Source organism: Sphingobacterium sp. MAE, from assembly GCF_056711605.1.
Map to the genome: position 1 here is coordinate 1,315,802 of NZ_CM160044.1, position 25,739 is coordinate 1,341,540.

Consider the following 25,739-nt stretch of genomic DNA (forward strand, 5'->3'; position numbering starts at 1 on the left):
CTATGATGAGTAAGAAAGGTCTATCTGTAGACATTCATTAAAACTGATCAAAGGTTGTTCGCTTTTCCAGATGGCTCCCAGTAATGCTACTCCATCAACGCCATCCTGATATAAAGAGATGATGTTTTCGGCGTGGATGCCAGCAAGTCCTATTAAATGAACCTGCTGGTTGTCACGGTATATGAGTTCTTTTTTTACGGTGTGTTTAGACCCATGATTAAGTTTTGAAATGCTTAAAAACATTGGACTAAGCAAAGCGTAGGACCATCTGTGATCCAAGCTGTTAAAATCGTGGATGCTATGTACTGATGTTGATCGGATGATCTGTTGACTGAACTTATTTTGTATCCCCAATTTTCGATCATGCTCATTAAAATGCAATCTCTCGATGTTCAACGATTCCGCCAGATGATGATGACTATGCATGACAAGGCGATTTCGATAACGAGTTGCTATTCCGTTAATAAATTGAGACATTTCATCATCAGAAAAGCTATACTTCCGAATGTGTAACAGTTCCAATCCCGCATCTAGTATATCATTGATCACTTGTAGTTCACGAGGTACAGCCTGTTCAGCAGTCACAACTAGGATCATAGATATAGCTCTTTACCTTGCTCGATAAATTCTTTAGACATATCCATCATTCCCTGTTCTGCAGAATCGCGTATCTCTTGGGTAATCTTCATCGAACAAAATTTGGGACCGCACATCGAACAGAAGTGTGCCACTTTTGCACCATCAGCAGGTAGTGTTTCATCGTGAAATTCTCGCGCTGTATCGGGATCCAATGAAAGATTAAACTGATCTTCCCAACGGAACTCAAACCTAGCCTTGCTCAAAGCATTATCGCGATATTGTGCACCAGGATGCCCTTTGGCTAGATCCGCAGCATGTGCTGCCAATTTATAGGTAATGACCCCGTCTTTCACATCTTTTCGGTTAGGCAATCCAAGATGTTCTTTAGGAGTAACGTAGCAAAGCATGGCACATCCAAACCATCCGATCATAGCCGCGCCAATTGCAGATGTAATGTGATCATAACCCGGAGCAATATCTGTTGTCAATGGACCCAACGTATAAAAAGGTGCTTCATCACAGACTTCAAGCTGTTTGTCCATGTTTTCCTTGATCATGTGCATCGGTACATGACCAGGCCCTTCAATCATAACCTGTACATCATGCTTCCATGCAATTTTAGTTAATTCACCTAAAGTCTCTAATTCAGCAAACTGTGCAGCATCGTTCGCATCGGCAATAGAGCCAGGGCGTAGACCATCACCTAGCGAAAAGGCCACATCGTATTGCTTCATGATCTGACAGATATCTTCAAAGTGCGTATATAAAAAGTTTTCCTTATGATGAAATAAACACCATTTTGCCATGATCGATCCACCACGAGATACAATTCCCGTTACGCGTTTTGCTGTCAGATGAATATATCTCAACAATACTCCTGCATGAATCGTGAAATAGGAAACACCTTGTTCCGCTTGTTCAATTAAGGTGTCTCTAAATATCTCCCAAGTCAGATCTTCTGCTACACCTTTTACTTTTTCCAAAGCTTGATATATCGGTACTGTGCCGATTGGAACGGGCGAATTACGGATGATCCATTCACGTGTTTCATGGATATTTTTACCCGTTGAAAGATCCATTATCGTATCTGCACCCCAGCGACATGCCCATACCGCTTTGTCTACCTCTTCTTCAATACTGGACGTCACTGCACTATTGCCAATATTGGCATTTATTTTCACTAAAAAATTACGTCCGATAATCATCGGTTCACTTTCTGGGTGATTGATATTATTCGGGATGATGGCTCTACCTGCTGCGATTTCTTCACGTACAAATTCCGCTGTGATCAGTTTCTTGGGTGTTCGAGCACCAAAACTATGTCCCGCATGTTGATGTTCCATACCCATTGTCGCCGCTTCTATTTGCTCGATACGTTGGTTTTCACGAATAGCCACATACTCCATTTCTGGAGTGATGATCCCTTTTCTAGCATAATGTAATTGACTAACGTTATGACCTGCTAAAGCTTTTTTAGGTTTATGGCTGTATTCAAAACGAAGTTCATCCAGATCCGTATCTGCCAATCGTTCTTGACCATAATCCGAACTGATCTGGGGTAAAATTTCAACATCTTGTCTATCCAATATCCAACTTTCTCGAGTGCGAGGTAGCCCCTTACGGATATCGATCTTTGCATCATCATCGGTATATGGACCTGATGTATCATAAATGGTAACAGGAGGATTGATTTCTACACCACCTTTGCTCAATTTAGTTGCACTGAGTGTAATTTCACGCATAGCTACCTGAATTGGAAAGAGTTTTCCAGGGATGTAGACTTTTTTCGAATTTGGGAAAGGGGTTTGGGTAATGGTTTGTTCTAACATAATGGTGTATTATAGGTGTAAATGAATTATCCGCCTTGCGTAGCAGAAATGACGAGAATTGAATCTTGATGGCGTAATGGGGTTGTTGCCCAAGCCGTTTTGGGTATGACTTGGTTATTAATGGCAACAGCAATGCCTTTACTTTTTTCTGGAAATTCCAAAAGCATCAAACCTTCCAAAGAGGAGGGAGGCTGTTCAAAAAAACGTGATTGGTGATTGATCGTAAGTTCCATTCCTTTAAAAATTTTTAAATAAAAAACTTTAGGAATGGCCACAGTTATGCAGGTATATGCACAATGAAGACATCTTACTTTTCCCTACGCCAGTATGACCCGGATCAGGTTCTAAGGGTAAAATCTCAGCCTGCAAATCTTGCAGACACCCCTAAAGTTTCCACTAAACTAGAAAAAAAATATGAATAAAAGAAAAGAGGTAGATTTATTTTTGTCTATCCATTGTTTTGTGACACAACAATATACCCGCTCTTGTTATTGGCATATATAATCAGCTATAGTAAGGAGAAGGAATACAAATTGCTATTTGCAATTATAAAATACCGTGTAATTTAATATATTGCAGCAACATAATTGTTTTAGCATCTTTGACCTCACCGCTCGCTACCATCCGCATAGCTTCGGAGATATCCAATTCTAATACCTCAATATTTTCTTCTTCATGGTCCAGTCCTCCACCTTCACTGACTTTCATTTCTTTTGCATATTCGGCTATAAAAAAATGCAGAATTTCTGTAACGGATCCAGGAGACATATAAGCTTCAAAAATCTTTCTTACATCTGTAATTTTATAGCCTGTTTCTTCCTCCGTCTCTCTTCTAATACAATCTTCTGCATTATCTTTATCCAGTAAACCTGCGCAAGCTTCAATCATCAGGCCTGTTTCATTTCCATTAATAAATGTTGGAAGCCGAAATTGTCGGGTAAGAATCACTGTTTTCTGCTCTGTGTTGTACAATAAAATAGTTGCGCCGTTTCCTCTGTCATAAGCCTCTCTACTTTGGGTCATCGTTGTACCATCCTTTTTTAAATATTCGTAGGTTATTTTTCTTAGGATGTACCAATTATCGGATAAAATTTTGCTTTCTGTGATCTTGATGTTAGCTATCATAGGCAAGGTTTTTTTAATTCTTTTTTCTCTTAGTATTTGTGCAACTTTTGAATAAGGGATCAGATGCTAAAGGTATATAAATTTATAAACTCGCATCCGTATTTCTTAAGGAAGTGTAAATAAAGTTAAAGGATTTTTTTCTAGGTAGCGTCAATCATGTTTGCAAGAGCGTATAATGATTCAGACGGGGTGATGGTTAGATTCTATATTACTTCAGATATACAACAAAATTTATAGTGATTTTCTACAGGTATTATAGAGATTTATCTATATGAACCCTATAGAAACCCTCTATAATAGCTCTTTATTATATCCATGATATAGTTACTAATTAACAAGGTGCTGTTCATTAATTACGAAGTGTGAATGCAGTATGCTGGCTTAATAAAATAGAATGAAAAATCACTAAAAAGTTGTCCTTTGTAGATATATTAATGGGAATCGGATCTATAAATTCTTAACGAAAAACAGGAGTTTAATTTTTAGCAGATGGAGTTCAGTACATGCAAAAAGAAATCGGATTTTGGTCAACGATGCTGAATACAGAGGTGTGTATTACATTAGCTTTAGAACAATTGTTTAAAAACAAGAAAAGCTCATCTTTTGGATGAGCTTTCTTGTACCTAGGGCGGGAATCGAACCCGCACTTCCTTAACGGAAACAGGATTTTAAGTCCTGCGTGTCTACCAGTTCCACCACCTAGGCAGGTGATCTTAATGTGGAGCGAAAAACGAGATTCGAACTCGCGACCCCAACCTTGGCAAGGTTGTGCTCTACCAGCTGAGCTATTTTCGCATTACTAACAGCTAACAAGTTGTTTTCTGTTTTGGTGATGCAAATATAGAGCTAATAATTAAAAAAACAAATTTTCATACCAGCTTTATTTTGTTTTTTTTATAATCCCTTTTCTTTCAGGACAGAAGAAATAATATCACTTTCAAAACCGCGGGATAAAGCATATTGAAATAGCTTATTCTTGATTATATAAGGATCTTTATCTTTTATTAAAAGCTTTTTTTTATCGATCAGCTCGTTGAGCTTATCCTCATATTCATCCATATCAATTTTAGAAAATGCAATTTTAATTAAAGGTTCTGAAACTCGTTTAAATTTTAACGACTGTTTGATCTTTATTTTCCCCCAACTCTTCATCCGGAGCTTACCTAAGGTATAAGCGATCGCAAAGCGTTCTTCATTTAAGAAATTCTCTGATATCAATTGCGAGATGATTTGTTCAACATCTTCTTCGTATAGTCCCCAATCATATAATTTATCCCGTACTTCTTGTTGCGCCCGTTCTTGATACGCACAATAACTCTCCGCTTTGAGCAACGCCTGCTTAGGTGTGTATATTTTTTTTCTTTTTTTCTCTTCGTCAAACATCTTTACAAATTTCAAAAATATATTGAACTTACTGAAAAAATGTGGAGCTTTGATTGAATAAAATTTTTAATCATGTACAGCATTGCGGATATTTCGGAGATTATAGGCCCTAAGAGATCAATTATAGTTAATGGTCAATGTATCATTCAAAATTTGATATACGATACACGCAAAATCGTCAATGCAGAAACAGGGTTATTTTTTGCTTTAGTCAACCGTCGGGATGGGCATGAGTTTATTATGGATGCCTATAGCAAAGGAATTAGAAATTTTGTGCTACAAGATGATTTTCAACAAGAAATGGTATTGCAAGATGCTAATATTTTATGGGTAGCCGATACTTTCTTAGCCTTACAGGCCATTGCTGGTCATCAACGGATGCAGTTTAAATCCCCGGTCTTAGGGATTACAGGGAGCAACGGTAAGACTATTGTTAAAGAATGGCTTTTTCAATTACTATCTCCTGAATATAAAATATACCGCAGCCCTAAAAGTTATAACTCGCAGCTTGGAGTTGCTTTATCCTTATGGGAGTTAAATGATCAGTACAATTTTGCCATTATAGAAGCTGGGATCAGCGAAGTAGGAGAGATGGCAAAACTTCAACATATGATCAGACCTACACATGGAATACTGACCAATATTGGTGTGGCACACAAAGCAGGATTTGATTCTAAAGAGGAAAAAATTGCTGAAAAACTGAAACTCTTTACAGATGCTGAAGTATTGATCTATCCAAAAAAATATTTGGAACATATTTATATGCCTTCTCAGCTCTATAAATTTGCATGGGGCGAAGATGAGAGCTGCCAACTGGAGGTCTATTCTGTTAAAAAAGAGAACGATCAAGCAACTTTGCTCAGCTTATGTTTCTCCAGACAGTTTTTCACGGTAAAAATTCCTTTTGTCGATCAAGCATCTATTGAAAATGCCATTTCATGTATTGCTGTCATGATCACATTTGGATATGATTTCAAAACCATAGCAGAAAGAATTGCAACATTGCAACCGATGGAAATGCGTCTTGAACTGAAAAAAGGAAAGCATAATAGTTCCATCATTGATGATTCCTATAGTAATGATTTAGTTGCATTGCAGATTGCGCTGGATTTTCTAAAACAGCAGAAGCAAAATACGCGTAAAGTATTGATTCTTTCCGATATTCCTGGTGTTGAGTTGCATGATGAGAAAAGCATCAGTAAATTGAAACGATTGATTGACGCTAGTGATCTGACCGATCTGATTTTTATTGGACCGATACTGAGTCAGTTGCCAGCTCAATTTTCATTACCAGTTACCAGTTATCCAGATACAGCATCGTTTATAGAAAATTTTAAGCATATTGAATATAGTAACGCCACGATCTTGATCAAAGGAGCGCGTGATTACCACTTTGAGCAGATCAGTAAACGACTGGTTGCGAAGTCCCATGATACCATTTTAGAAATCAATTTGAACGCCCTGGAACATAATCTTAATATATACCGAGGCTTATTGCCTGCAGGAGTAAAATTAATGGCTATGGTCAAAGCCTTCTCTTATGGTAGTGGAAGTTTTGAAATTGCTAATTTGCTGCAATTTAACCATGTAGATTATTTGACAGTAGCTTTTGCCGATGAAGGTGTTGATCTTCGAAACGGAGGCATCACACTTCCAATAGTGGTCATGAGTCCTGATGAAAATGCTTTTGATGCCATTGTACAGCATAAATTGGAACCCGAAATCTATAGTTTTAGAATTTTAGGTTCATTTCTCCGTTATTTGGAGCTGCATCAGTTAAAAAACTTTCCCGTCCATATCAAAGTTGATACGGGTATGCATCGATTGGGATTTATGCCTGATGAAATCGATGATCTGCTTGCTGTCCTGAAAAATCAAGAGGCAATGAAAGTACAATCTGTTTTTTCGCACTTAGCATCAGCAGGAAATAAGATGGATCATGCCTTTACAGAAAATCAAATTCATCTTTTGGATATATTTACGACCAAACTTAAGCAGGAGTTAGGTTATTCCTTTATACGGCACATCGCTGCTACATCGGGAATAGATCTATGGCCAAGTGCTTATTTTGACATGGTCAGATTGGGGATCGGTCTCTATGGAATTGATATGGATCGTGATGATCTTCCCGTTAGAGAAGTCAGTGTTTTGAAAACGAATGTGACGCAGATCAAATCCCTTGCTGCTACCGAGACAGTCGGATACAATCGTGCAGGCGTATTAAATCGCGCTAGCCGTATTGCGACCATTAAGATTGGTTATGCCGATGGCTACGACCGCCGTTTTGGAAACGGTGTGGGTAAGATGTCTATCAATGGACAAGTAGTCCGCACAATTGGTAATATCTGTATGGATATGTGTATGTTAGATGTTACCGATATTGATGTCAATGAAGAAGATGAAGTTATTGTTTATCCAGATCTGAAAGAGGCCGCATTAGCAATTGGGACCATTCCCTATGAATTGTTGGTGAATATCTCACAACGGGTTAAAAGAGTTTATTTTTACGAGTAATTCAAGGCTTATTTCGCATCTTTGTAACGTCAATAGGTACAAGTAGTATGTTATCAAAATTAATTAGAGCTTTTTTAAATTATCTTATAAAAGGAACCTTAGTTGTCGTTCCTTTAGCTGGTGCTATTTTCTTGATTGTCTGGATTGTAGCTTCTGTTGATTCGGCATTGAATCTTACGGGCATGTTTTTAGAGGATGAGACTGGACATCCTTTGTATATTCCAGGTATCGGTATTTTAACGGTTATTTTAATCTTGGTTATAGCAGGAATTGTTTTTACCAATTTTGTCACGGATCCTATTAAGCACTGGTTGAATAATCAGATTAATCGTATTCCATTGTTGAATACTTTGTACTCATCGATTAAGGATTTTACAGAAGCATTTGTTGGCGATGCCAAAAAATTCAATGTTCCTGTTTTAGTAAAAGTGAATGAAATTGGCGTGAGTAAGATCGGTTTCTTGACACAATCAGATCTATCAAAAATTAATTTGACGGACGAAGTGGTGGTTTATTTTCCATATTCTTACTCATTCGCTGGACAAGTTGTTGTCGTGAAATCTTCCTTAGTAACAAAATTAGATATGTCCGCTACAGATGCGATGAAGCTTGTTGTTTCAGGTGGTGTCAGTGGTTTGGAATAAGGTACAGAAACAATTTTTATAAAAAACAAAAGGGAATCATTGGTAAAATGGTTCCCTTTTGTTTACATTTATTTTGTATTTTAACATCATAATTAACGATGAAGATTGAGTTTAAAACGGTAGACGAATATATCACTTCTTTTCCAAACGACGTGCAACAGATTTTGTCGCAAGTACGGAAAACCATTTTGGCACATGCTCCAGATGCAACAGAGGGTATTGCCTACGGTATGCCAGCGTATAAGTTAAAAGGAAAACCACTCGTTTATTTTGGCGGTTATCAGAAGCATATTGGATTTTATGCTACACCTACTGGTCATGAGCAATTTGAGGACCAACTTGCTCCTTATAAACAAGGTAAAGGTTCTGTACAGTTTCCTTTAAAGCAACAGATTCCTTATGAACTGATCGTAAAGATGGTGGAGTACAGAGTTGCGGAGATCTTAAAAAAGCTTAAATAGGTCATTAGAATTTTAAAATAGGAGTTGATGGATCGATTATGGAAACGTTTGTGGAGTAGTAAGGTTCCCGAAAATGTACACTGGCAATGGAAAGATAAGGCCGACTTATCTTTTATAAATAGCCAGATGGATGTCGACCTTATACGCATTTGCCTAGACAGAATTAAGAGTGAACCCACAGATCCTTCCATTTTACGAGCACTTTTAGATTATCAAGATATTGCTTTGCAACCGTATAAAACACATGCTGTTATTGCAGAAATCGAGTTTATGGAACAGTATGTTTCTTTATTTAGTCAGATTTCTGATGTAGACCTTTCCATTGTGTGGACTAAAAAGATCGAATATCCTACTTTATCAGTACCGCGGTTTATCCTACTCCCATTAGTTCAGAATGCCTTGTGGCAAGGATATCATGCCGCAAAAAAGTATCCAATGAAAATCAAGGTTTCAGTATTTGAAAAAATCATTTCATTGGATGTAATCAATCATGTCAATCACCATATTGTCGATCAAAAAGATCATGCTATCATGGAAAACTACCAAGCACGATTACAGTATGAATTTGATGATCAACATACGTTGATCATGAATAGTAATGCACATACATTTCGTTCAAATCTTATTTTGAGATTTTAGATAACCTCAAAATGTGCTAAAGCATTAAAGATACCATCATTGTCGACATCGTCAGTAATATAGTCTGCGATAGCCTTCACCTCAGGATTAGCATTCCCCATTGCAATTCCATAAGCCGTATGTTTTAGCATGGTAATATCGTTTCCACCATCCCCAAATGACATGGTTTGTTTTATGTCGATATCAAAATGATCGATAAATACATCGATTCCTACCTGTTTACTTTGTCCTAAAGGATTCACATCAGCAAATAACGGTGTCCAACGGCTTGCCACAGAATTAGGCATCACAGTGTTCATAAATGTTTCCTGTTCTTCCGGTTGAATAAAGATATTGGTTTGCAGCACCGATGCCATATCAAAGTCAGCATAAGATCTTTGTTGAGGGACAGGTAAGTTTAGAAGTTCATACATGGAAGCGATCTCTGGCGTAACTTTAAAAATAGATATTTCGTGCTCCGACATCAGTGAGAAGCTGACTTCATGTTGCTCAGCGTGGTCGATCAAAGATTTAATATCTGTCGCATGTATTCCCTTTCTAAATAGTACATCACCTTCTTTCGTAATACAATAACCACCGTTAAAAGTAATAAACCCATCAAAGTCCAAGTATTTGATGTGATCTAAACTATTAATAGATCTACCCGTGGAAACAATGACTTTTATACCTTTTGATTTTAACTTTTGAATGGCTTTTTCGGTTGAAGTTGGTACTTTGTGTGTATCAAAACTAAGAAGGGTACCGTCGATATCAAAAAAAACTGCTTTAATCATGCTACTATGTAAATGTTTGTAGTACAAAGTTAATGATTAGAAAAATGTTTTTTGCCCTAGGGATGTCATAATGAAGATTAGTGTCAATAGCCCGTGTTCATTTTATATCTCAATTTTTTATAAATTGAGGAATCGAAGATTGTAAGAAATAGGATAGATGATTTCTAAATATTCATCACCATCTTATTTTTCTGATTGTAACGAGTTCACTTTTCCAAGGATTAGCGCTATAGCTTCAGGAGATCTTAATATTTTTTCATGACCAACAGCGTTCAGGTTGATAGCTTCTATTTGAGGATGATCATCCAAATACGAATGCAGATAATCATAGGGAGCAATTTTATCTTCCTTGTCATACAGGACCAAATGTTGTTGGGTGTTATCGAATGTATATAGACTATTTAAGTGAAAGTAAGCAATTTTCATATTGAACTTTTCCTCAAAATTCTGGAAGAAGTGCTCTTGAACATGTATGGGAATACCTACATAATCCATGCTGGCCGCAAAATTCGCTTTTAAGTTTACTAATGGAGTAAGGCTAATGATCCAGTTCGGCTTATGTTTGATATTGGCTAAAGCCGCAACATTGGCCATAGCTCCAAGAGAATGACCAATCGTTATGGCAGGCATGCCGTAGGCAGTTATAATAGCTTGCACAGCTTCCATATATAAGATTAAGTTGGATAGCTCACCCTCAGCCTCTCCATTTCCAGGGGCATCAAATGCAATTATCGTTAAGTCTGGATTTTCCAATAGCTGCTCAATAAGCATAGAAAAATCCGCAGCTTTTGATCCCCACCCATGTGTTAACAAAACGATGTCTTTACCCGCTCCCCAACGAAAGACAGGAAAGGATAATAGATGGCCACTGAAAAACTCATCTTTTACCGTCAATTTATTTTTTGAGGCTAATTCAATCAACTGTTCCTGATGATGTCTCACGGGCATTTTAGGAGAATAGCAGATATAAGACCAAATATCATGTATGTTTTCTGCAACAGAAATCTTTTCTAGAGATTTCAAATATTCCATGGTTTGCTTTAATTTTTTCATCGGTGCAGTAGTTCTTTCTAAATTTCCTGTCTATTCAAATAGGGCAAGTAAACGCTCTTTATTCATAAAATCCGCGATTGGATTGTATTTGCTGGAAATGATATTATCCGCTATGGCTGTTTTATTTGCCTGCAGTTTCATGATTTTGTCCTCTACAGTATCTGGGCAGATCAAACGTATAGCGGTCACATCTTTGGCTTGACCGATCCGGAAAGCACGGTCGATAGCTTGCGCTTCAACGGCTGGATTCCACCACGGATCTACCAGATAAACTAAACTCGCAGCCGTTAGATTTAGACCTGTTCCACCAGCTTTTAAACTGATCAAGATAACCCTTTGGGCATCATTTTCCTGAAATTGCGATACAATATATTGCCTATCTCTTGTTTGTCCTGTCAATTTTAGTGCCGTGATATCGTGTTTGGATAATGCTGTTTCGATTAGATTTAACATACTCACGAACTGTGAAAAGATGATAATTTTTTGATAAGGACTTTTATCCAGCACCTGTTCGACCAGCATTTCAATTTTACATGCATCTTGCTCCACACTTAGATCTTCTGTTTTTAGCAATTTTGTTGAGTTACAGATCTGTCGCAGTTTAGTCAGTCCTTTTAACACATGCATCGGACTTTTACGGATTTCATCTCCATCTTTTACAGAGATAAATTCTCGAAATTCTTTTTCATACGTATCATAGATATGCCTTTGCGCAGGTTTCATCTCGCAGTAAAGTACGATTTCATTTTTTGCGGGCAACTCTTTGGCGACCTCAGTTTTCGTGCGTCTAAGAATAAAAGGTTTTACTTTGCGTTGCAGTTCCTCCAGTCTTTTTTTATTACTAAATCCATCGATAGGCGTCGTGTACACATCTTTAAAATATTTTTTTGAACCTAATAATCCGGGATTAGCAAAGGATAGCTGAGCAAAAAGATCCATGGTGCTGTTTTCGATTGGTGTTCCAGTGATGACGATACGATTGCGCGCAGTGAGTTTGGTGACCGCTTGGTATCGTTGCGAATTGGGGTTTTTTATCTGTTGCGACTCGTCTAAAAAGATATAGTTGAAAGCCTGTTTTTTTAAATGATTGATATCGGTCAACAGGTTATGATAAGAAATTAATATCAGTTCATATTGCTCAAATCCTTGGGTGTTTTTTTGCCGATCTGCACCTTGAAGTACAAGTGTTTTAATCGATGGTGCAAATTTCTCCAATTCATTTTTCCAGTTGAAAATAAGTGTCGTTGGCAGTACCAGCAGATTGCAATTGTATTTAACTTTGATACGCTGGTTTAAAATAAAGGCAATGATCTGGATCGTTTTCCCGAGTCCCATATCATCTGCTAGGCAACCTCCAAAATTAAACTCATCTAAAAAATTCAACCAGTTCAGTCCATCATGTTGGTAACTTCGTAGGCTGCCTATAAAATCTTTGGATAGTACTACTGGCTTGACCTGATCGATATTTTTGATTTTATTTTTGATTTCCTCAAGTCGTTCTTTTGCTTTTTGGGATAACCACTCTTCTTCAAAATATTGATCGATAGCCGAATAATTAGTTTCTGCGATCTGTAAGAGGCTGTCATCGATTATTTCACCAGCTAAAAAAAACTGCTCAAATTTATGAAGCCATTCCTCGGGCAGCATACCTTGCGTACCATCATCTAGGGTGATGAATTTTGATTTGTTACGAATGGCTTTTTGAAGGTTTTTAAGAGACCCTTTACTTTTTCCAAATTGCATATCGACATGGACATTAAACCAATTCTGCCCACTGAGCACATGAATAGCTATTTTACCCTTAAAGGAATTGTATGTATTTGCTTTTATTTCGTTAAATCCGATGATAGAGATGTGGTGCTTACGCCACTCCTCAAAGACATTTAGAAACCAGTCCAATTCAAGGAAATGTTTACGATGCAGATAGAAGTGCTGAAAATCTTCATCCAGCTGCTCCTCAAAATATGGGTGCTGTTTGATGATTAAACTGACAATCTGGAGTTCGGCTTCGAGATCCCGTTTCACTAAAAATTTCTTTCCTTTTTTATCAAATCCAAAAATGGACCGTCTACTCCGTACCGGCACCTCTACATCAGCGTACCGCATCGTTGGAATCAGATTGATGTAATCACCAGATTCTTCAAGATAGATAATTGCTTCGGTATCGCTATAGAATTGCTGTTCTTTAATTTGTTTACTACTTGCCTTTGGGATGTGTAGGTAATTGACATCTACCACTTCTTCCATGATCATTAAGAAATCCCTCTTAAAATCCTCAAATTTGGACTGATGTACTTTAAGGTGATCAGCTGTAGTATGAAACAATTTGAAAAGGGTCAGGATCTGTCGATTTTCAATAAAATAAAAATGCTGCTGGACTTGGGTGAAATAGTCAAATACTAAAGGAAGTTGCTGTAAAGAATGATCTTGCCCCGCAATTTGGACCGTACTCCGGATGGTGAAAAAATTACCAATTTGATCGATATCGATACGAATTGTTTTTGGAAGTTCTCTTAATGTGATCTGTGTTAGACTATTTGCCGAAATACTTTGGGCTAGAGATTTATCATGCTGATAAATCTCTAGCCCCAGTGGATTTTTAATCAACTTTTTAAATGCTGTTATCTGTTGATTCCCTTCTTCTACGGTATTCTGTCCTAAAAAATGAAGTGCCGTAAAGAATTGTCCTTCCGTGATATCTTTACTTGTCCAGATCATTTCCTCACAAGAAATCAGTTGTAATGGATTTTTTAGAGATCCATTTTTAGCACGTGTAGCACGATAGAGCAAGACCTGTGGATGTTTATAGTATTTATGCTCCTTTAAGACCAAGATATTGGTCTGTTGTTCGACTTCTTTGTCGTTACGTTTTAGATCAGTACCTGTTGCGGTGTTGAAGATATCCGCAGATAGATCCAGCAAATTATCTTGTTTTTTGTGAATTTTTACAGCTCCGTCCACCCATTGGATTTCAAAATAGTCTTCCAGTCCCTGTTCATCCTCAAGCCCGTATTTGACTGCTATTTTTTTCAGATAATCCTGATAAGCATAAGCTGAAAAAAATAAATACACGTGATCATTCTTATAGATTTCATTTAAAATCAGTTTTTGATGGATACAGAATTCTTCGCGGTCAGAACAATTACAAAATAAGGTAAGCACGGGGCTGTCATAGACCACAATGACATCGTATCTAGTGCCTAAAGAAAGAATCAAAAAATGACCTTCATTTTTCTTAAGTGAAAAAAATTGGATAGGAGCTTGGTTATCGGATAAGTTCGACATCCAGGAATAAAAGCTGTATCGATGTTCATTGTCAAAATGAATATCTGAAAACCGAAACTGGTGAAAATCATCTGAACCCTGTGGCGAAACGTCTTTTGTATACATGCTATTCAAACTTAGATAAATTTGTTTTATTTACCATTTTAATTCCGTCATTTAAAACCAATTTATTCGTTAATGTTTGTTTATCGTATACTTACCTTTGTTTTGTAAGTGTTGATATCACTTCTGCAGGGTAGAATGATAATCATAAAGCAACTAGAAAAGAGTAGAGAAGAATATTTTTTTCAATTTTTAGCGCTGAGCTGTAACATTTGATAATCTGCATGCATCTAATCAGAAAAATATAAATTATGAATGAAGAAACAGTGATTGCTATTATGGTTGTATCCTTATTTAGCACAATTTTTTTTACGCTTTATTACTATTTTCAAGCTCGCAACAAAGAGCGTATGGCATTGATAGAAGCGGGGCTTGATTTATCTCAGTTTTATAAAAAGAAGGTGCAGATCTCACAATGGCTACGTTTAGGTATTTTAGCTGTAGGAATCGGAGTAGGACTGTTGATTGTTGGTCTAATGACGCAGTATCAGGTGCAGCCCGTTACTGCAGTTTTAAAAGTTTCGCTTATTGTACTTTGTGGTGGTATTGCGATGGTTGTTGCAAGCTATGTAGATAAACCCAAGCAAGACAGGGATTGATGGATCAACAGTATATTGATAAAGTGTTAGCGGGAGATCGGCATTCCTTTCGGTATTTTTTACAGAAGTATCAGGATATGGTCTTTTCTGTTGCAATGAGTATTGTGAAGAACGAATCGCTTGCCGAAGAAGTCGCTCAGGATGCTTTTGTCAAATGTTACCATAAATTGGATACGTTTCAACAGCAGTCTAAATTTAGCAGCTGGTTGTACCGAATCGTAGTCAATACAGCCTTTATGCGATTGCGCAAGATCAAAATTGAAGTATTAGATTTTCAGCCTGATTATAATCAGGAGGTGATCGATGAGCATGAACTTACGTTACTGGAAGAAGAGGAGCGAAGTCAATTTATTAATGAAGCACTTTGCTTACTACCTGCCAATGAAAGTTTAGCATTACGCCTATTTTATCTGGAAGAAGAAAGCATTAAAGAGGTTGCCCTCATAACCGGATGGACTGATGCCAATACACGTGTGATCTTGCACCGCGGTCGTAAACGCATGTATGGCATATTGAAGAAATTAATGAATAAAGCAAATGTGTAGCATGGAGAATAAAGATGAACTAATGAAATCGTTGATGCAGAGCAGCAAAATTAAAATGCCTTTTTCAGATTTTGAAAGTCGGGTTATGCTGACTATCGAGCAGGATGAGAAAAAGTCTATTGCCGTTTTGCAAGATAGAAAAAAAGGAATGTACTTTTTCCTGGCCGGTATGCTATTGGGCTTAGTATTGAATTATTTACTAAGCAGATCTTGGAGAGATCTTAACATCAATTTGCCACAACAGGAAAATGCACTATTGGTTTCCCAAATCATTTATGCCTTATTGATTCTGTTTTTTATTGACAGACTTGTCAAATTATATCAATTGAACCGTTTAATAAAAAAAATATAAAGAAAAAAGGAGCAAACCAATATGCTCCTTTTCTATATTAGCCCCGTTCACGTTCGAGTAAGATCATCATCATAAAACAAAGAATTAATCTAGTTTCATCTTTGGGATCGACTTCTGCGAGCTTGTCCAATGTGAATTTACGACCGAAAAAAGAAGGTTTTTTCTGGAGTTGTAAGACCTTGTTTCCCTCTTTATCATACATGGTATAAGAAGGGTTGAAAAGATATCCCGTGAGGATATTGAGGATCGGGATCTCTCCTAAAAAGCTATCACCAACTTTTACCCATCCATTATCTTCTTGGATCTTGTAATCTTCTACACCATCTCGGTCAAATGCATTATAATTTGCTTTCCAAATGGACCGCATGCCTTTACGCCCTACCTTTCCAATGATTTCAGTCGTTTTATGATCCGTAAACGTATAGTTGGCATTGAAATCTAGCCAACGGTCTGCCTTTATACTGTATTGTTGTTCTGATCGACTTTCATCGGAAAAAATCATGATTTCCTCTTTTAATTTGAATAGTTTTTGACGAACGTAAAATAGCGTACGATCCTCACTATCCTTGATTGTAAAATCATTATGAAAAGTAGAAATCTTAAATAGAAAGCTTAATGGATAATTGAAATTGCTCATGGTTTTAGATACGCTTTTATATAAAGCTAGTATTTTTAAAGATATATATAAATGACTATATTATGATATGTTGTTTTTTAATTTGTTTACGTTTTTAAACGATATGAAAAAACAAGCATGTGCTTCATTTGTATGCCATGCTCAATAATAGGAACATCATAATGGTCCAAAAAGAAATTCTTGCGGATATGATCCATTTCAAATCCATTGCGCATGTAGAAACGATGCTGTAGATATCCGATATCTGCAGTACCCACCCATATCTGTTGACATTGTTGATCTCGTGCGTAAGATTTTAAGAAAGAGAGCATATCACTTCCAAAACCTTGGGACTGCTCATGGGCTGCGATTGCCATATTTTTAAGTTCAAGAGTATCTTGATCCAGTTGTAAGATCGCCATCACCCCAACTAGATCATTAGACTTTTCATTGATTAAGGTAAAGATGGTACAATCAAAAATATACTTGTTAATAGCTTCTTTGGTTTCGTCCGCGAGCAACAATAGCTCATAAGGAATAGGAGTACCATCAGCAAGTTTTTGAATAGCGTAGTTCTCTTTCATTTAATAACTCAATTTTAGTCCTGCAAAAAAGTTTCGAGTAGGAGCTGCGTTATAATATCGACCCCCAAAAGCATTGATATCATTACCTAAACTATATTTTTCATTCAACAAATTGTCAACACCAAGATAAAGGTTAGCCTGTAGGTCTGTTAAAAATTTAAAGCCCCACTGCATTTTTGCTTGAATCAGATGAAAAGATTCAGCATAAGCCGTATTAGCATCATTTAATGGCATTTTTGAGGTATAATTATGTTGCAGATTAAGACCGATCTGATGAGCAAGATCCAGCTGCAGCGTATGTACAACAATCCAGTCGGGCACAGCCGTAAGCTTGTTGTTGTCGTAACGGTCTTTTCCTACTTGATAGGTGGCAAATCGATAATTATTATAGGTAACATTCGAATTGATGTACAGTGATTGTACGATATCATGTGCTGTAGACGGTGTCATGAGATAAGCTGTGATCGAACTTTCCACTCCTTTTTGTTTGATCTTACCCGCATTCTGATAATATTCGACAGCATTCTCATTCAATTGACGAATGATGGCATTATTCATTTTGTACTGATAATACGAAATATCAGCGATCAGGCGGCGATTCATTCCTTCCCATCTTAATCCAATTTCTTGGTTATAACCAGACTCCGGTTTTAATGTTGTATTGATGAGATTGTCTGAAGACCGGATTTCAGCAATGGTTGGTGCTGAAAATCCAGAGGATATCGAACCGCGTATAGCTAGATTTGGCTTCAGCAAATAAGATGTTGCCATCTTGGGCATCCAAGTTGTACCCAAAGAAAGGTGTTCCTTTTGTGCTGAAGCCGTCGGGTGCAATTGTCTATAAGCGATCTGATTTTGATTTAATCCAATAGCACCTTCTACTGTCCATTTGTTGGCGATAATCATTTTAGCTCTCGCATAATAGAAGTTTTGCCAGTTCTCCAATTTATCCTCAGCCTGAAGATCGGTTGGAATACCACCTTTGTTATTATAGTTAGCGATATCGTACCAACCCTTTTGACCTTCCGTACCGACTTGCAATTGCCAGTTCCATTGATCTTGCGATTCGTAAGAAAAATAACTTCGGTAACCTAGATTGCGCTCGTCCCTAAATTCGTAATTGGTGATAAATGGATTTTCAACCTTGGATGAAGAACCAAAAATTGTAGTTGTATTGCTCAGTCTATCACTGATTTTAATTTTATGAGATACTCCTCCGTACCAGGTTTTATTATCGATTGCTGCTTTTTGTTGTTTTGCAGATGGGACACTTGCCGTGGCAGGTCTTGCAGCACGAGGATTTTCTTGATATTGTTCCAGCGTGAGTCCTCCCGGTGTCTGATAGTTTAAATCACTGTAAAACGCCAATACTTTTAAACTTGCCTGTGCACTATAATCCCAGTAATGCGCTGTCTGAAATGTTTTTTTATTTAATGCTGTATGCTCTCTATAACCATCAGATCGTGTAAAGCTTTGATCTACTGCAAAGCGATATTTTTTATTGATATGTTGGAGCGTAGAAAATTGCTGTTGTGCAAATCCAAAAGATCCACCCGCCATATTAAGTGATGTTTTAGATGCGCCCTCTTTTTGAAATCCATTGGGTTTTATGATCATCACCCCTCCCGAATTTGGTCCAAAAATAGAACCATCAGGTCCTTTGAGCACTTCGATCTGTGCTATGGAAGCAGGATCAATCAGATTCAGGTATGTATTTCCTCCAGCATCAGTTATAGGAAACTCATCGCTGTATATTTTTACATTCCGGATACCAAAAGGCGAACGGATCAGACTTCCGCGGAGTGCCAGACGATAGCTACCGGGCGATCGTTCCTCCATACGTAGACCCGGTACCGTATTTAAGCCAGGCAATAAGGTCGCACTATTTTGACCAAGGATTGCTTTTTGCCCAACGATCGATACCGAGCTTGGCGTGGTCAGTAGGGCTTGTTCTGTCAAATACCCAGAAACCTTCGCCGTTTCTAATTGATAAGAAGCGATGGTGTCTTTTTTTGCATCTTGGGCGTAGAGGCACGTCGGAATAAATAATAAATAGGATAAAGCAGATTTAATCACAGGCATAGGGTATCGGGTCTCAAAATATTTGCTCTAAAATAGTGAAAAACTTTTATTAAGACTTTTTTAAAAAGTTTCATTGAGTCCCAAGAACACACCTCTTTGCTGATATCCTCCTATAGCATAATCAATACATAGATTCGTGCGGGTCGCTTTATTAAATAAAATGCGTAATCCCGCACCACCTGCAGCCCGCCATGATTTAAACAGTTTGCTGTCCATATCATTGTTGGTAGATTGAATATTGAAAAATGTGGCACCACTGATAAATTTGTTTCGAAGGATCGGGAAACGATATTCAGCTTCATTATAGAAGTAAGACAGTCCTTTGAAAAAACCGAGGGTATAGCCTCTCCCTGATCTCAGCGAATTATCTTTTGCAGTTCCCGGCAGGTCCAAGTAGGGGAGTCGTCCCGATATACGGTACGATCCATAGTTCCAAAAAGCAAGGACATGCTCTGGATTTTCCTCCGAGAGGCTAAAATATTTTCTAAAATCGGTCGTAAGCTGTATCGCGTTTTTACTACTCCCCATCCATTCTTGGTTCATCCGTATTCCGATATCCGAATATATCCCTTTGTAAGCACGATTTGGGTTATCACGGGTCATGTATTGCACATTGAATAGGAGACCATTTGAATTGTATTTTTCTGGATTAAATCCATAACGCTGGCTATAGACATAATTAGGGTTGTCGTTATTTTCAGTCGATGCTGTGATATTTTTGCGGATATCAAATGCAAATCCGGCACCTAGAAAAAGATTATCAGAAACGCGTTTATATAACTTTTCATTGATGCTAAAGGAAGTGTACTTGTATACAAACAAGTTCTTGTCCGGATTGGTCAGGATATCATCGTCACTTTGCCCCGAAAATGTTTTTGTCATCCCTAAGCCTGCATCTGGATTGACCATTTTAACAATCGCCCATCCTCCTTGGATATTCCATTTATTCTCTTTTGTGTAGATATTGTGACTGACATAAAAGACCATGATCCCTTTTGTGGTAATAGACGCTGTCGATGCTGCAGTTGACATCATGGTGTTTGCTTTATCCCCCAATACAATGCCTGCGACGCCTTTGATACCAATTTGTGCTCCAATAGTGGGATTTAGTGCGATCCCTGGCATAAGGGTAATTCCTGAACGTTTTTTATATGGATTTCGCTCCTTCTTGGGATGAAAAATATTACGAAATAAATCCGAAATATCGTATTGATAGGTGGAGTTAGAGTCAATCTTATGCTGTACATAGTTGGATTGGGATTCAACACGTGACGAATCCGATACAAGTGTAACTTGAGCTTGGGTAGGACTAATAAAAGTGATGAAAAAAAGCGCTAAATAGGCTGTTACGATGTCAAATATGTCTAATTTAAGGAGCTGTTTTTTCATTTATCAAGTTTATTTTTCCTGTTTTTTATAAATTTTATCGGATATTATGTGCAGAGATTGTGTACAAATATAGTTAAAAGAAACACTTCTGATATTTCTTGCCCCTCATTTTTCATACAGGCAGGCGACCTGAGTTGTACGGCGTTATCTAACTCCCTATCTTTAACAAAAAAATCATGACATGAAAATAAAGATTCTCTTCAGTTTAGTATACGTTTTCACTTGTAGTCTTTTAGCACATGGGCAGGAGCTTTACACGCCACGTCATATCAAGCAGGCATATCAAAAGGAAACAAGGAGTTTAACAGGAGCACCTGGTGCAAATTATTGGCAAAATAGAGGGCAATATACGATCCAAATAACCGTTGATCCAAAAACAAAAATAGTGTCGGGTCAACAACATATTGTTTATGAGAATAATAGTCCCGATGCCCTACATGATCTCGTGATCCACTTTGCTAATAATGTGCATAAACCCACTGCCGCGAGAGCATCTGACGTCAATACCGATTTCCTTACTTCGGGACTGAAGCTAAAGTCATTCAAATTAAATGGTCAGGTGTATGGTATAGACAGCAAGGAGTGGACAACTGCTAATCGGGTTAAATTAAAACAGGCTATTGGTGCTAGATCGACTGTAACTGTGGACATGGAATGGGAGTATCCTTTATCATTATCCAGTGATCGTGAGGGACAGATAGATCCAGGAACATATTATTGTGCGTACGCATATCCGCGTATTGCCGTATATGATGATTACAATGGTTGGGATATGTTGGAACATAATGGACGTCAAGAATTTTATCATGATTTCAACGATTATCAAGTTGAAATCCGCGTACCTAAAAATTATGTAGTCTGGGCCACTGGAAGTTTTTTAAATCCTGAAGAAGTTTTGCAGCAAGACATCTTGCAGCGCTTTAAGAAATCATTGGGCACGGACCAAGTGATTCAAGTGGCGAGTTTAAAAGAAATGCAAGATCAGCAGGTTACAAAACAGCAAACTTGGAATAGCTGGAAGTTCAAGGCTGACCATATTTCTGATTTTTGCTTTGCTTTGAGCAATCACTATGTTTGGGATGCTTCCAGTGTGCAATTGAAGACCAAAAGAGTCAGCGTACAGGCAGCTTATCTCAACGGTACTAAAGATTTTGAGCAATACGTCGGTTGGGAACGATATTGTATCGATTGGTTTTCTAAACATTGGCCAGGAGTAGAGTACCCATTTACAACGATGACTGCTGTGCAGGGATTTGCCGATATGGAATATCCCATGATGGTCAATGATAGCAGTGTGCCCGACAATTTTATGGATGCGAGGCAAACAGTAGATCATGAAATAGCACACACTTACTTCCCATTTTATATGGGGACTAACGAAACCCGATATGCATTTATGGATGAAGGTTGGGCGACAGCGTTGGAGTTATTGATCGGAATAGAAGAAAATGGGGAAGAGGCGGCAAAGCAGTTATTTAAAGAATTTCGTGTGCAGGGTTGGATTCAAGATCCTGCTACGGAACAAGATCAACCACTGATATCTTTATCCTCGCAGTTAAGTGGCAAAGGTTATGGTAATAATGCCTATATCAAATCAGCATTGTCCTATCTGGCATTGAAAGACTACCTCGGGGACGAACTCTTCAAAAAAGCTTTGCACCATTATATGGACAACTGGAATGGTAAACATCCGACTCCTTGGGATTATTTTTACTCTTTTAATACGGGATCCGGAAAAAATCTAAATTGGTTTTGGAACAATTGGTATTTCAGTAATCATTATATCGATCTGAAGTTGGCAAAGGTCGATCAAAAGAAAAAGGGAATGACGTTGACCATTGAAAATGCAGGCGGGTTTGCAATACCATTTGATGTTATTCTGAATTATACAGATGGTCAAAAAGAAAAAGTTCATTTTACACCACAAGTATGGGAAAAGAATCAAAGTTCAATCGTATTAAAACTGAAAACAAAGGGTCAGGTAAAAGAAGTTGTTTTGGATAATGATATTTTTATGGATTACACAGGCGACGATAATCGGGTAAGGCTGTAAGTCTCCTTTTATCGCTTCTCATTCGTGATCTTATTAATAACGGTTTGGGTATATTATTTTTGTTGAAAATAAAGATAACAGTACTCAGACCGTTATTAATTTATGTAGGACGTTAAGCGTCTTCGTTAATTAAGTATGATAAAACGAAGATGCAGATCTCCAGATCAATCATTTAATTTCTTAGGATGGCGTCTTTTTCTTTTTTCCTTAAACATCATCCTGCGTAGCTGAAAGATACCCAGAGTCATTTTATGATTGGATCGTAGATAAGGTATGCTCATGATGACGAGTAGCGAGATACAGGCAGAAGTACCCAAGGCACCCCCAAAGCCATCAAAAAATTTGCTGGTATTGATATAGATCAAACTATAGACAAGACCAGATAAAGAAACACCGATGAAGGTCGACAATTGATTGCTCGAGACCATACCAACGAACGATGAACCAATGAAAATAAGCGGGATATGACTGACCAGTTCTTGGGGTATATACGAAGGAAAAAAATGAACAAATCCAGCAACTATGCTACTTAGTAACGAAGAGGATAGGACACCTCCGAGTTTGAGTTTGTTGTTAAAATAGTAGGTCAGTAAACTCCCAAATATTCCTGTAAAGATGAGGATGGCTGTATAGATCATGCTCTTGAAAAAAGAAATAATATCAGATAGGTAATGGCTACTCCAGCAAAAGCAAGTGTTCCCAGCTTGCCTCCAACTCCATTTAGTAAACTTTTTGATATGATTAACAGAACTGCTGTACAGATACTAGCAGCTAATATAAAATAAATATCATGTGCTACTCTCGTGTTGGACATACCGACAAATGAACCGCAATAAATAGCAGGGGGCAGGTGCGATAGGTAGTCTGACTTTTTATTGAGGTACGGGATTAGTGCACCGGCCAGTCCAACCAAACTTGCAGAAAAAACAGAACCTAAGCCAAATTGATGATTTAAAAAATAACAGCTCACAGCTCCAATAGGTACCCAGACCGCAATATAAACTTTTTCGTAAGCTAATTTATTGTGATGGACAGGTGACTTAAAAAATGAAAAGAGTAATAGAAAAGAAATCAGAACGATGAAGAACGATAGTGCAATAGTAGAATTGTTTTCTTTGAAAATCGCTAATAAAAACAATAGTTGTATGATGAAAAGCATCACCAGAGAGCTATAGCGAATAACTCTATTTGAGGATATTTTTGACATTATTGGGCAAAAATACAAAGAAAATTGATAAAGAAACAGTAAAATCACACAATTGTTAAATACTTAAAATCGATAGCCTCAGGATTTTACTTCAATAAATATGAAAATCTGAAATAAATATTTCTATATTTAGCCTCAATTTCATAACTAAATCTAATTAATCTTACATAATGAATACTATTTTAAGTACGAAGGATTATATTGTATTTTTTGTATACTTTATAATCGTTGCTTCTTATGGTTTGTGGATCTACTACAAAAAGAAGTCAGCTTCAGAGGGTGCAAAGGATTATTTCCTAGCAGAGGGATCATTGACCTGGTGGGCCATTGGTGCTTCATTAATTGCGTCAAACATTTCTGCAGAACAATTTATTGGGATGAGCGGTTCCGGCTTTAAGATGGGACTTGCTATTGCTGCGTATGAATGGATGGCTTCCATCACATTGATTGTTGTGGCTATATTCTTTATGCCTGTCTATCTTAAAAATAAGATATTCACCATGCCTCAATTCCTCAACCAGCGTTATAACGGAACTGTAGCGATGATCATGGCTGTGTTTTGGCTCATGCTATATATCGTGGTCAATTTAATGTCTATCCTTTATCTTGGAGCTGTTGCCATCAGCGGTATTTCTGGTTTAGACTTGACCCTCTGTATTATGTTATTAGCTGTTTTCGCCATTATTATTACTCTGGGAGGAATGAAAGTAATTGGCTATACAGATGTTATTCAGGTATTTTTCTTAGTATTAGGAGGTTTAGTTGCTACGTACTTGGCATTAAACATCATATCAGATGGCAACGGGGTATTAGCAGGTTTTACGACACTACACAATGATGCTCCAGAGCATTTTCATATGATATTTAAAACAGATAATCCTAATTATATGGATCTACCAGGTATCAGTGTATTGATCGGGGGGATGTGGATTGCAAATTTAAGTTATTGGGGCTGTAATCAGTATATCACACAGCGTGCATTAGGAGCTTCTTTGCCTACGGCAAGAAATGGCCTCTTATTTGCCGCCTTTTTAAAATTACTGATGCCTGTGATCGTAGTGATACCCGGTATTGCTGTGTACTATATTGTCAATAAAAATCTAGGAGCTATCGATTCTTCCAGTTTATTGACCTCAACAGGTGCGCAAGATCCAAATAAGGCATATCCAGCATTGCTGACGCTACTTCCCGCAGGCTTGAAAGGTCTGTCTTTTGCTGCTTTAACCGCTGCTATAGTCGCATCATTAGCAGGAAAAGCAAATAGTATTGCGACCATCTTTACCTTAGATATCTATCAAAAAGCAATCCATAAAGATGCTTCTGAAAAGAACTTGGTCAATGTGGGTAAACTAGCAGTCATCGTTTCCATGGTCTTAGGTACAGGTTTAGCACTTATCTTGGGCGAGTCACTGATGGGAGAAGGAAAACAAGGATTCCAATATATCCAAGAATATACAGGATTTGTTTCTCCAGGCATTTTTGCCATGTTTATTCTAGGTTTTTTCTGGAAGAAAACGACTTCAAATGCAGCTATGTTTGCAACAATTGGTGGATTTATTTTATCCGTACTTTTCAAAAAATTACCCGATCTTATGGATCTTTCATTTTTATCAAGTACAGGTTTCTCGGTATTAAATCCAGCTACAGGTATTTATGAAATTCCATTCATTGACCGGATGAGTTTTGTATTTATCATCTGTGTCATCTTTATGGTGATCATTAGTTTAATTGACAACAAACGCGGAATTGTTCCTAAAGGACTGGAAATCGATACCAAAATGTTTAAAGCACACAACGGTTTCGTAATCGGATCATTGCTGGTCGTGATGATTGTGGTCGCTTTATATTCTATTTATTGGTAACAAATCTCGTATATAGATGCGGACAACAGGGTCGATATATATACCATTAAAAAACGGCATCCA

At 37.5% G+C, this 25,739-nt stretch carries 23 protein-coding genes, 2 tRNA genes and 1 riboswitch; of the genes, 9 read left to right on the forward strand and 16 right to left on the reverse strand.

Annotation, left to right across the window (positions count from 1 at the left end):
* The 7 genes from AC06G9_RS05635 to AC06G9_RS05665 all read right to left on the reverse strand — a co-directional run bounded on the left by AC06G9_RS05635 (position 1) and on the right by AC06G9_RS05665 (position 4,916).
* Complete coding sequence (locus AC06G9_RS05635; RefSeq protein ID WP_248754450.1) at positions 1 to 597, reverse strand: thiamine phosphate synthase; 597 nt, start codon at positions 595 to 597, stop codon at positions 1 to 3.
* A complete protein-coding gene (gene thiC, locus AC06G9_RS05640) occupies positions 594 to 2,408 on the reverse strand; it encodes a phosphomethylpyrimidine synthase ThiC (protein ID WP_045752868.1) in 1,815 nt (604 codons plus the stop codon). The genes AC06G9_RS05635 and thiC overlap by 4 nt, the downstream gene beginning before the upstream one ends.
* Positions 2,409 to 2,434: 26 nt before the next feature.
* Positions 2,435 to 2,641, reverse strand: coding sequence for a sulfur carrier protein ThiS (gene thiS, locus AC06G9_RS05645; protein WP_045755299.1), 207 nt, complete (start codon positions 2,639 to 2,641; stop codon positions 2,435 to 2,437).
* Between the two features lie 64 nt (positions 2,642 to 2,705).
* Positions 2,706 to 2,804: riboswitch (TPP riboswitch) on the reverse strand.
* A gap of 150 nt (positions 2,805 to 2,954) precedes the next feature.
* Positions 2,955 to 3,533 carry a GDP-mannose pyrophosphatase NudK gene (gene nudK / locus AC06G9_RS05650; protein ID WP_346570379.1) on the reverse strand — a complete coding sequence of 193 codons (579 nt, stop codon included), beginning with the start codon at positions 3,531 to 3,533 and terminating at the stop codon, positions 2,955 to 2,957.
* 620 nt (positions 3,534 to 4,153) lie between these two features.
* Positions 4,154 to 4,238 (reverse strand) — tRNA-Leu (locus AC06G9_RS05655).
* A gap of 14 nt (positions 4,239 to 4,252) precedes the next feature.
* Positions 4,253 to 4,328, reverse strand: a tRNA-Gly gene (locus AC06G9_RS05660).
* A gap of 99 nt (positions 4,329 to 4,427) precedes the next feature.
* Entirely contained in the window at positions 4,428 to 4,916 is a 489-nt protein-coding gene (locus AC06G9_RS05665; protein ID WP_480957659.1) for a regulatory protein RecX, read from the reverse strand.
* Between the two features lie 72 nt (positions 4,917 to 4,988).
* Between AC06G9_RS05665 and AC06G9_RS05670 the strand changes: the two genes are divergently transcribed.
* The 4 genes from AC06G9_RS05670 (at position 4,989) to AC06G9_RS05685 (ending at position 9,174) form a co-directional block, all read left to right on the forward strand.
* Positions 4,989 to 7,430, forward strand: coding sequence for a bifunctional UDP-N-acetylmuramoyl-tripeptide:D-alanyl-D-alanine ligase/alanine racemase (locus tag AC06G9_RS05670; protein WP_480957660.1), 2,442 nt, complete (start codon positions 4,989 to 4,991; stop codon positions 7,428 to 7,430).
* Positions 7,431 to 7,477: 47 nt separating this feature from the next.
* On the forward strand, positions 7,478 to 8,074 hold the full coding sequence (locus AC06G9_RS05675) for a DUF502 domain-containing protein (RefSeq protein ID WP_045755849.1): 597 nt from the start codon (positions 7,478 to 7,480) through the stop codon (positions 8,072 to 8,074).
* Between the two features lie 98 nt (positions 8,075 to 8,172).
* Positions 8,173 to 8,535 carry an iron chaperone gene (locus tag AC06G9_RS05680; protein WP_045755850.1) on the forward strand — a complete coding sequence of 121 codons (363 nt, stop codon included), beginning with the start codon at positions 8,173 to 8,175 and terminating at the stop codon, positions 8,533 to 8,535.
* 27 nt (positions 8,536 to 8,562) lie between these two features.
* Positions 8,563 to 9,174, forward strand: coding sequence for a hypothetical protein (locus tag AC06G9_RS05685; RefSeq protein WP_346570384.1), 612 nt, complete (start codon positions 8,563 to 8,565; stop codon positions 9,172 to 9,174).
* Here the strand turns inward: AC06G9_RS05685 and AC06G9_RS05690 are convergent.
* The 3 genes from AC06G9_RS05690 to AC06G9_RS05700 all read right to left on the reverse strand — a co-directional run bounded on the left by AC06G9_RS05690 (position 9,171) and on the right by AC06G9_RS05700 (position 14,390).
* Positions 9,171 to 9,947 carry a Cof-type HAD-IIB family hydrolase gene (locus tag AC06G9_RS05690; protein WP_248754444.1) on the reverse strand — a complete coding sequence of 259 codons (777 nt, stop codon included), beginning with the start codon at positions 9,945 to 9,947 and terminating at the stop codon, positions 9,171 to 9,173. The two genes, AC06G9_RS05685 and AC06G9_RS05690, sit on opposite strands and share 4 nt — an antisense overlap.
* A gap of 183 nt (positions 9,948 to 10,130) precedes the next feature.
* Positions 10,131 to 11,000 carry an alpha/beta fold hydrolase gene (locus AC06G9_RS05695; RefSeq protein WP_480957661.1) on the reverse strand — a complete coding sequence of 290 codons (870 nt, stop codon included), beginning with the start codon at positions 10,998 to 11,000 and terminating at the stop codon, positions 10,131 to 10,133.
* Positions 11,001 to 11,030: 30 nt separating this feature from the next.
* Entirely contained in the window at positions 11,031 to 14,390 is a 3,360-nt protein-coding gene (locus AC06G9_RS05700) for a DEAD/DEAH box helicase (protein ID WP_480957662.1), read from the reverse strand.
* A gap of 248 nt (positions 14,391 to 14,638) precedes the next feature.
* On the opposite strand from AC06G9_RS05700, the gene AC06G9_RS05705 reads away from it, so the two are divergent.
* The 3 genes from AC06G9_RS05705 to AC06G9_RS05715 are packed head-to-tail and all read left to right on the forward strand — an operon-like array spanning position 14,639 to position 15,883.
* Complete coding sequence (locus AC06G9_RS05705) at positions 14,639 to 14,986, forward strand: DUF6249 domain-containing protein (RefSeq protein ID WP_094772780.1); 348 nt, start codon at positions 14,639 to 14,641, stop codon at positions 14,984 to 14,986.
* The gene (locus AC06G9_RS05710; RefSeq protein WP_480957663.1) at positions 14,986 to 15,531 is read left to right on the forward strand and encodes an RNA polymerase sigma factor; all 546 of its coding nucleotides are present in this window, start codon (positions 14,986 to 14,988) and stop codon (positions 15,529 to 15,531) included. Before AC06G9_RS05705 ends, AC06G9_RS05710 begins: the two co-directional genes overlap by 1 nt.
* 1 nt (position 15,532) lies before the next feature.
* The gene (locus AC06G9_RS05715) at positions 15,533 to 15,883 is read left to right on the forward strand and encodes a hypothetical protein (protein ID WP_480957664.1); all 351 of its coding nucleotides are present in this window, start codon (positions 15,533 to 15,535) and stop codon (positions 15,881 to 15,883) included.
* Between the two features lie 37 nt (positions 15,884 to 15,920).
* Here AC06G9_RS05715 and AC06G9_RS05720 read toward each other — a convergent pair whose 3' ends face one another.
* The 4 genes from AC06G9_RS05720 to AC06G9_RS05735 all read right to left on the reverse strand — a co-directional run bounded on the left by AC06G9_RS05720 (position 15,921) and on the right by AC06G9_RS05735 (position 20,554).
* A complete protein-coding gene (locus tag AC06G9_RS05720) occupies positions 15,921 to 16,520 on the reverse strand; it encodes an LURP-one-related/scramblase family protein (protein WP_045755861.1) in 600 nt (199 codons plus the stop codon).
* Between the two features lie 86 nt (positions 16,521 to 16,606).
* Positions 16,607 to 17,083: a GNAT family N-acetyltransferase gene (locus AC06G9_RS05725; protein WP_045755862.1), complete on the reverse strand. Its 477-nt coding sequence runs from the start codon at positions 17,081 to 17,083 to the stop codon at positions 16,607 to 16,609.
* Entirely contained in the window at positions 17,084 to 19,165 is a 2,082-nt protein-coding gene (locus AC06G9_RS05730) for a TonB-dependent receptor (protein WP_480957665.1), read from the reverse strand. It lies immediately after the preceding gene.
* Between the two features lie 60 nt (positions 19,166 to 19,225).
* Positions 19,226 to 20,554: a BamA/TamA family outer membrane protein gene (locus tag AC06G9_RS05735; protein ID WP_480957666.1), complete on the reverse strand. Its 1,329-nt coding sequence runs from the start codon at positions 20,552 to 20,554 to the stop codon at positions 19,226 to 19,228.
* A 181-nt stretch (positions 20,555 to 20,735) separates the two neighbouring features.
* Between AC06G9_RS05735 and AC06G9_RS05740 the strand changes: the two genes are divergently transcribed.
* Positions 20,736 to 22,607, forward strand: a complete 1,872-nt coding sequence (locus tag AC06G9_RS05740; RefSeq protein ID WP_480957667.1) for a M1 family metallopeptidase — start codon at positions 20,736 to 20,738, stop codon at positions 22,605 to 22,607.
* A gap of 164 nt (positions 22,608 to 22,771) precedes the next feature.
* Here AC06G9_RS05740 and AC06G9_RS05745 read toward each other — a convergent pair whose 3' ends face one another.
* Positions 22,772 to 23,245, reverse strand: coding sequence for a hypothetical protein (locus AC06G9_RS05745; protein ID WP_045752478.1), 474 nt, complete (start codon positions 23,243 to 23,245; stop codon positions 22,772 to 22,774).
* Positions 23,242 to 23,814, reverse strand: a complete 573-nt coding sequence (locus AC06G9_RS05750) for a hypothetical protein (RefSeq protein ID WP_045752477.1) — start codon at positions 23,812 to 23,814, stop codon at positions 23,242 to 23,244. The genes AC06G9_RS05745 and AC06G9_RS05750 overlap by 4 nt, the downstream gene beginning before the upstream one ends.
* Positions 23,815 to 23,984: 170 nt before the next feature.
* Here AC06G9_RS05750 and AC06G9_RS05755 point away from each other — a divergent pair, with 170 nt between their 5' ends.
* Entirely contained in the window at positions 23,985 to 25,676 is a 1,692-nt protein-coding gene (locus AC06G9_RS05755; RefSeq protein WP_434441274.1) for a sodium/sugar symporter, read from the forward strand.
* Positions 25,677 to 25,739: the final 63 nt, after the last annotated feature.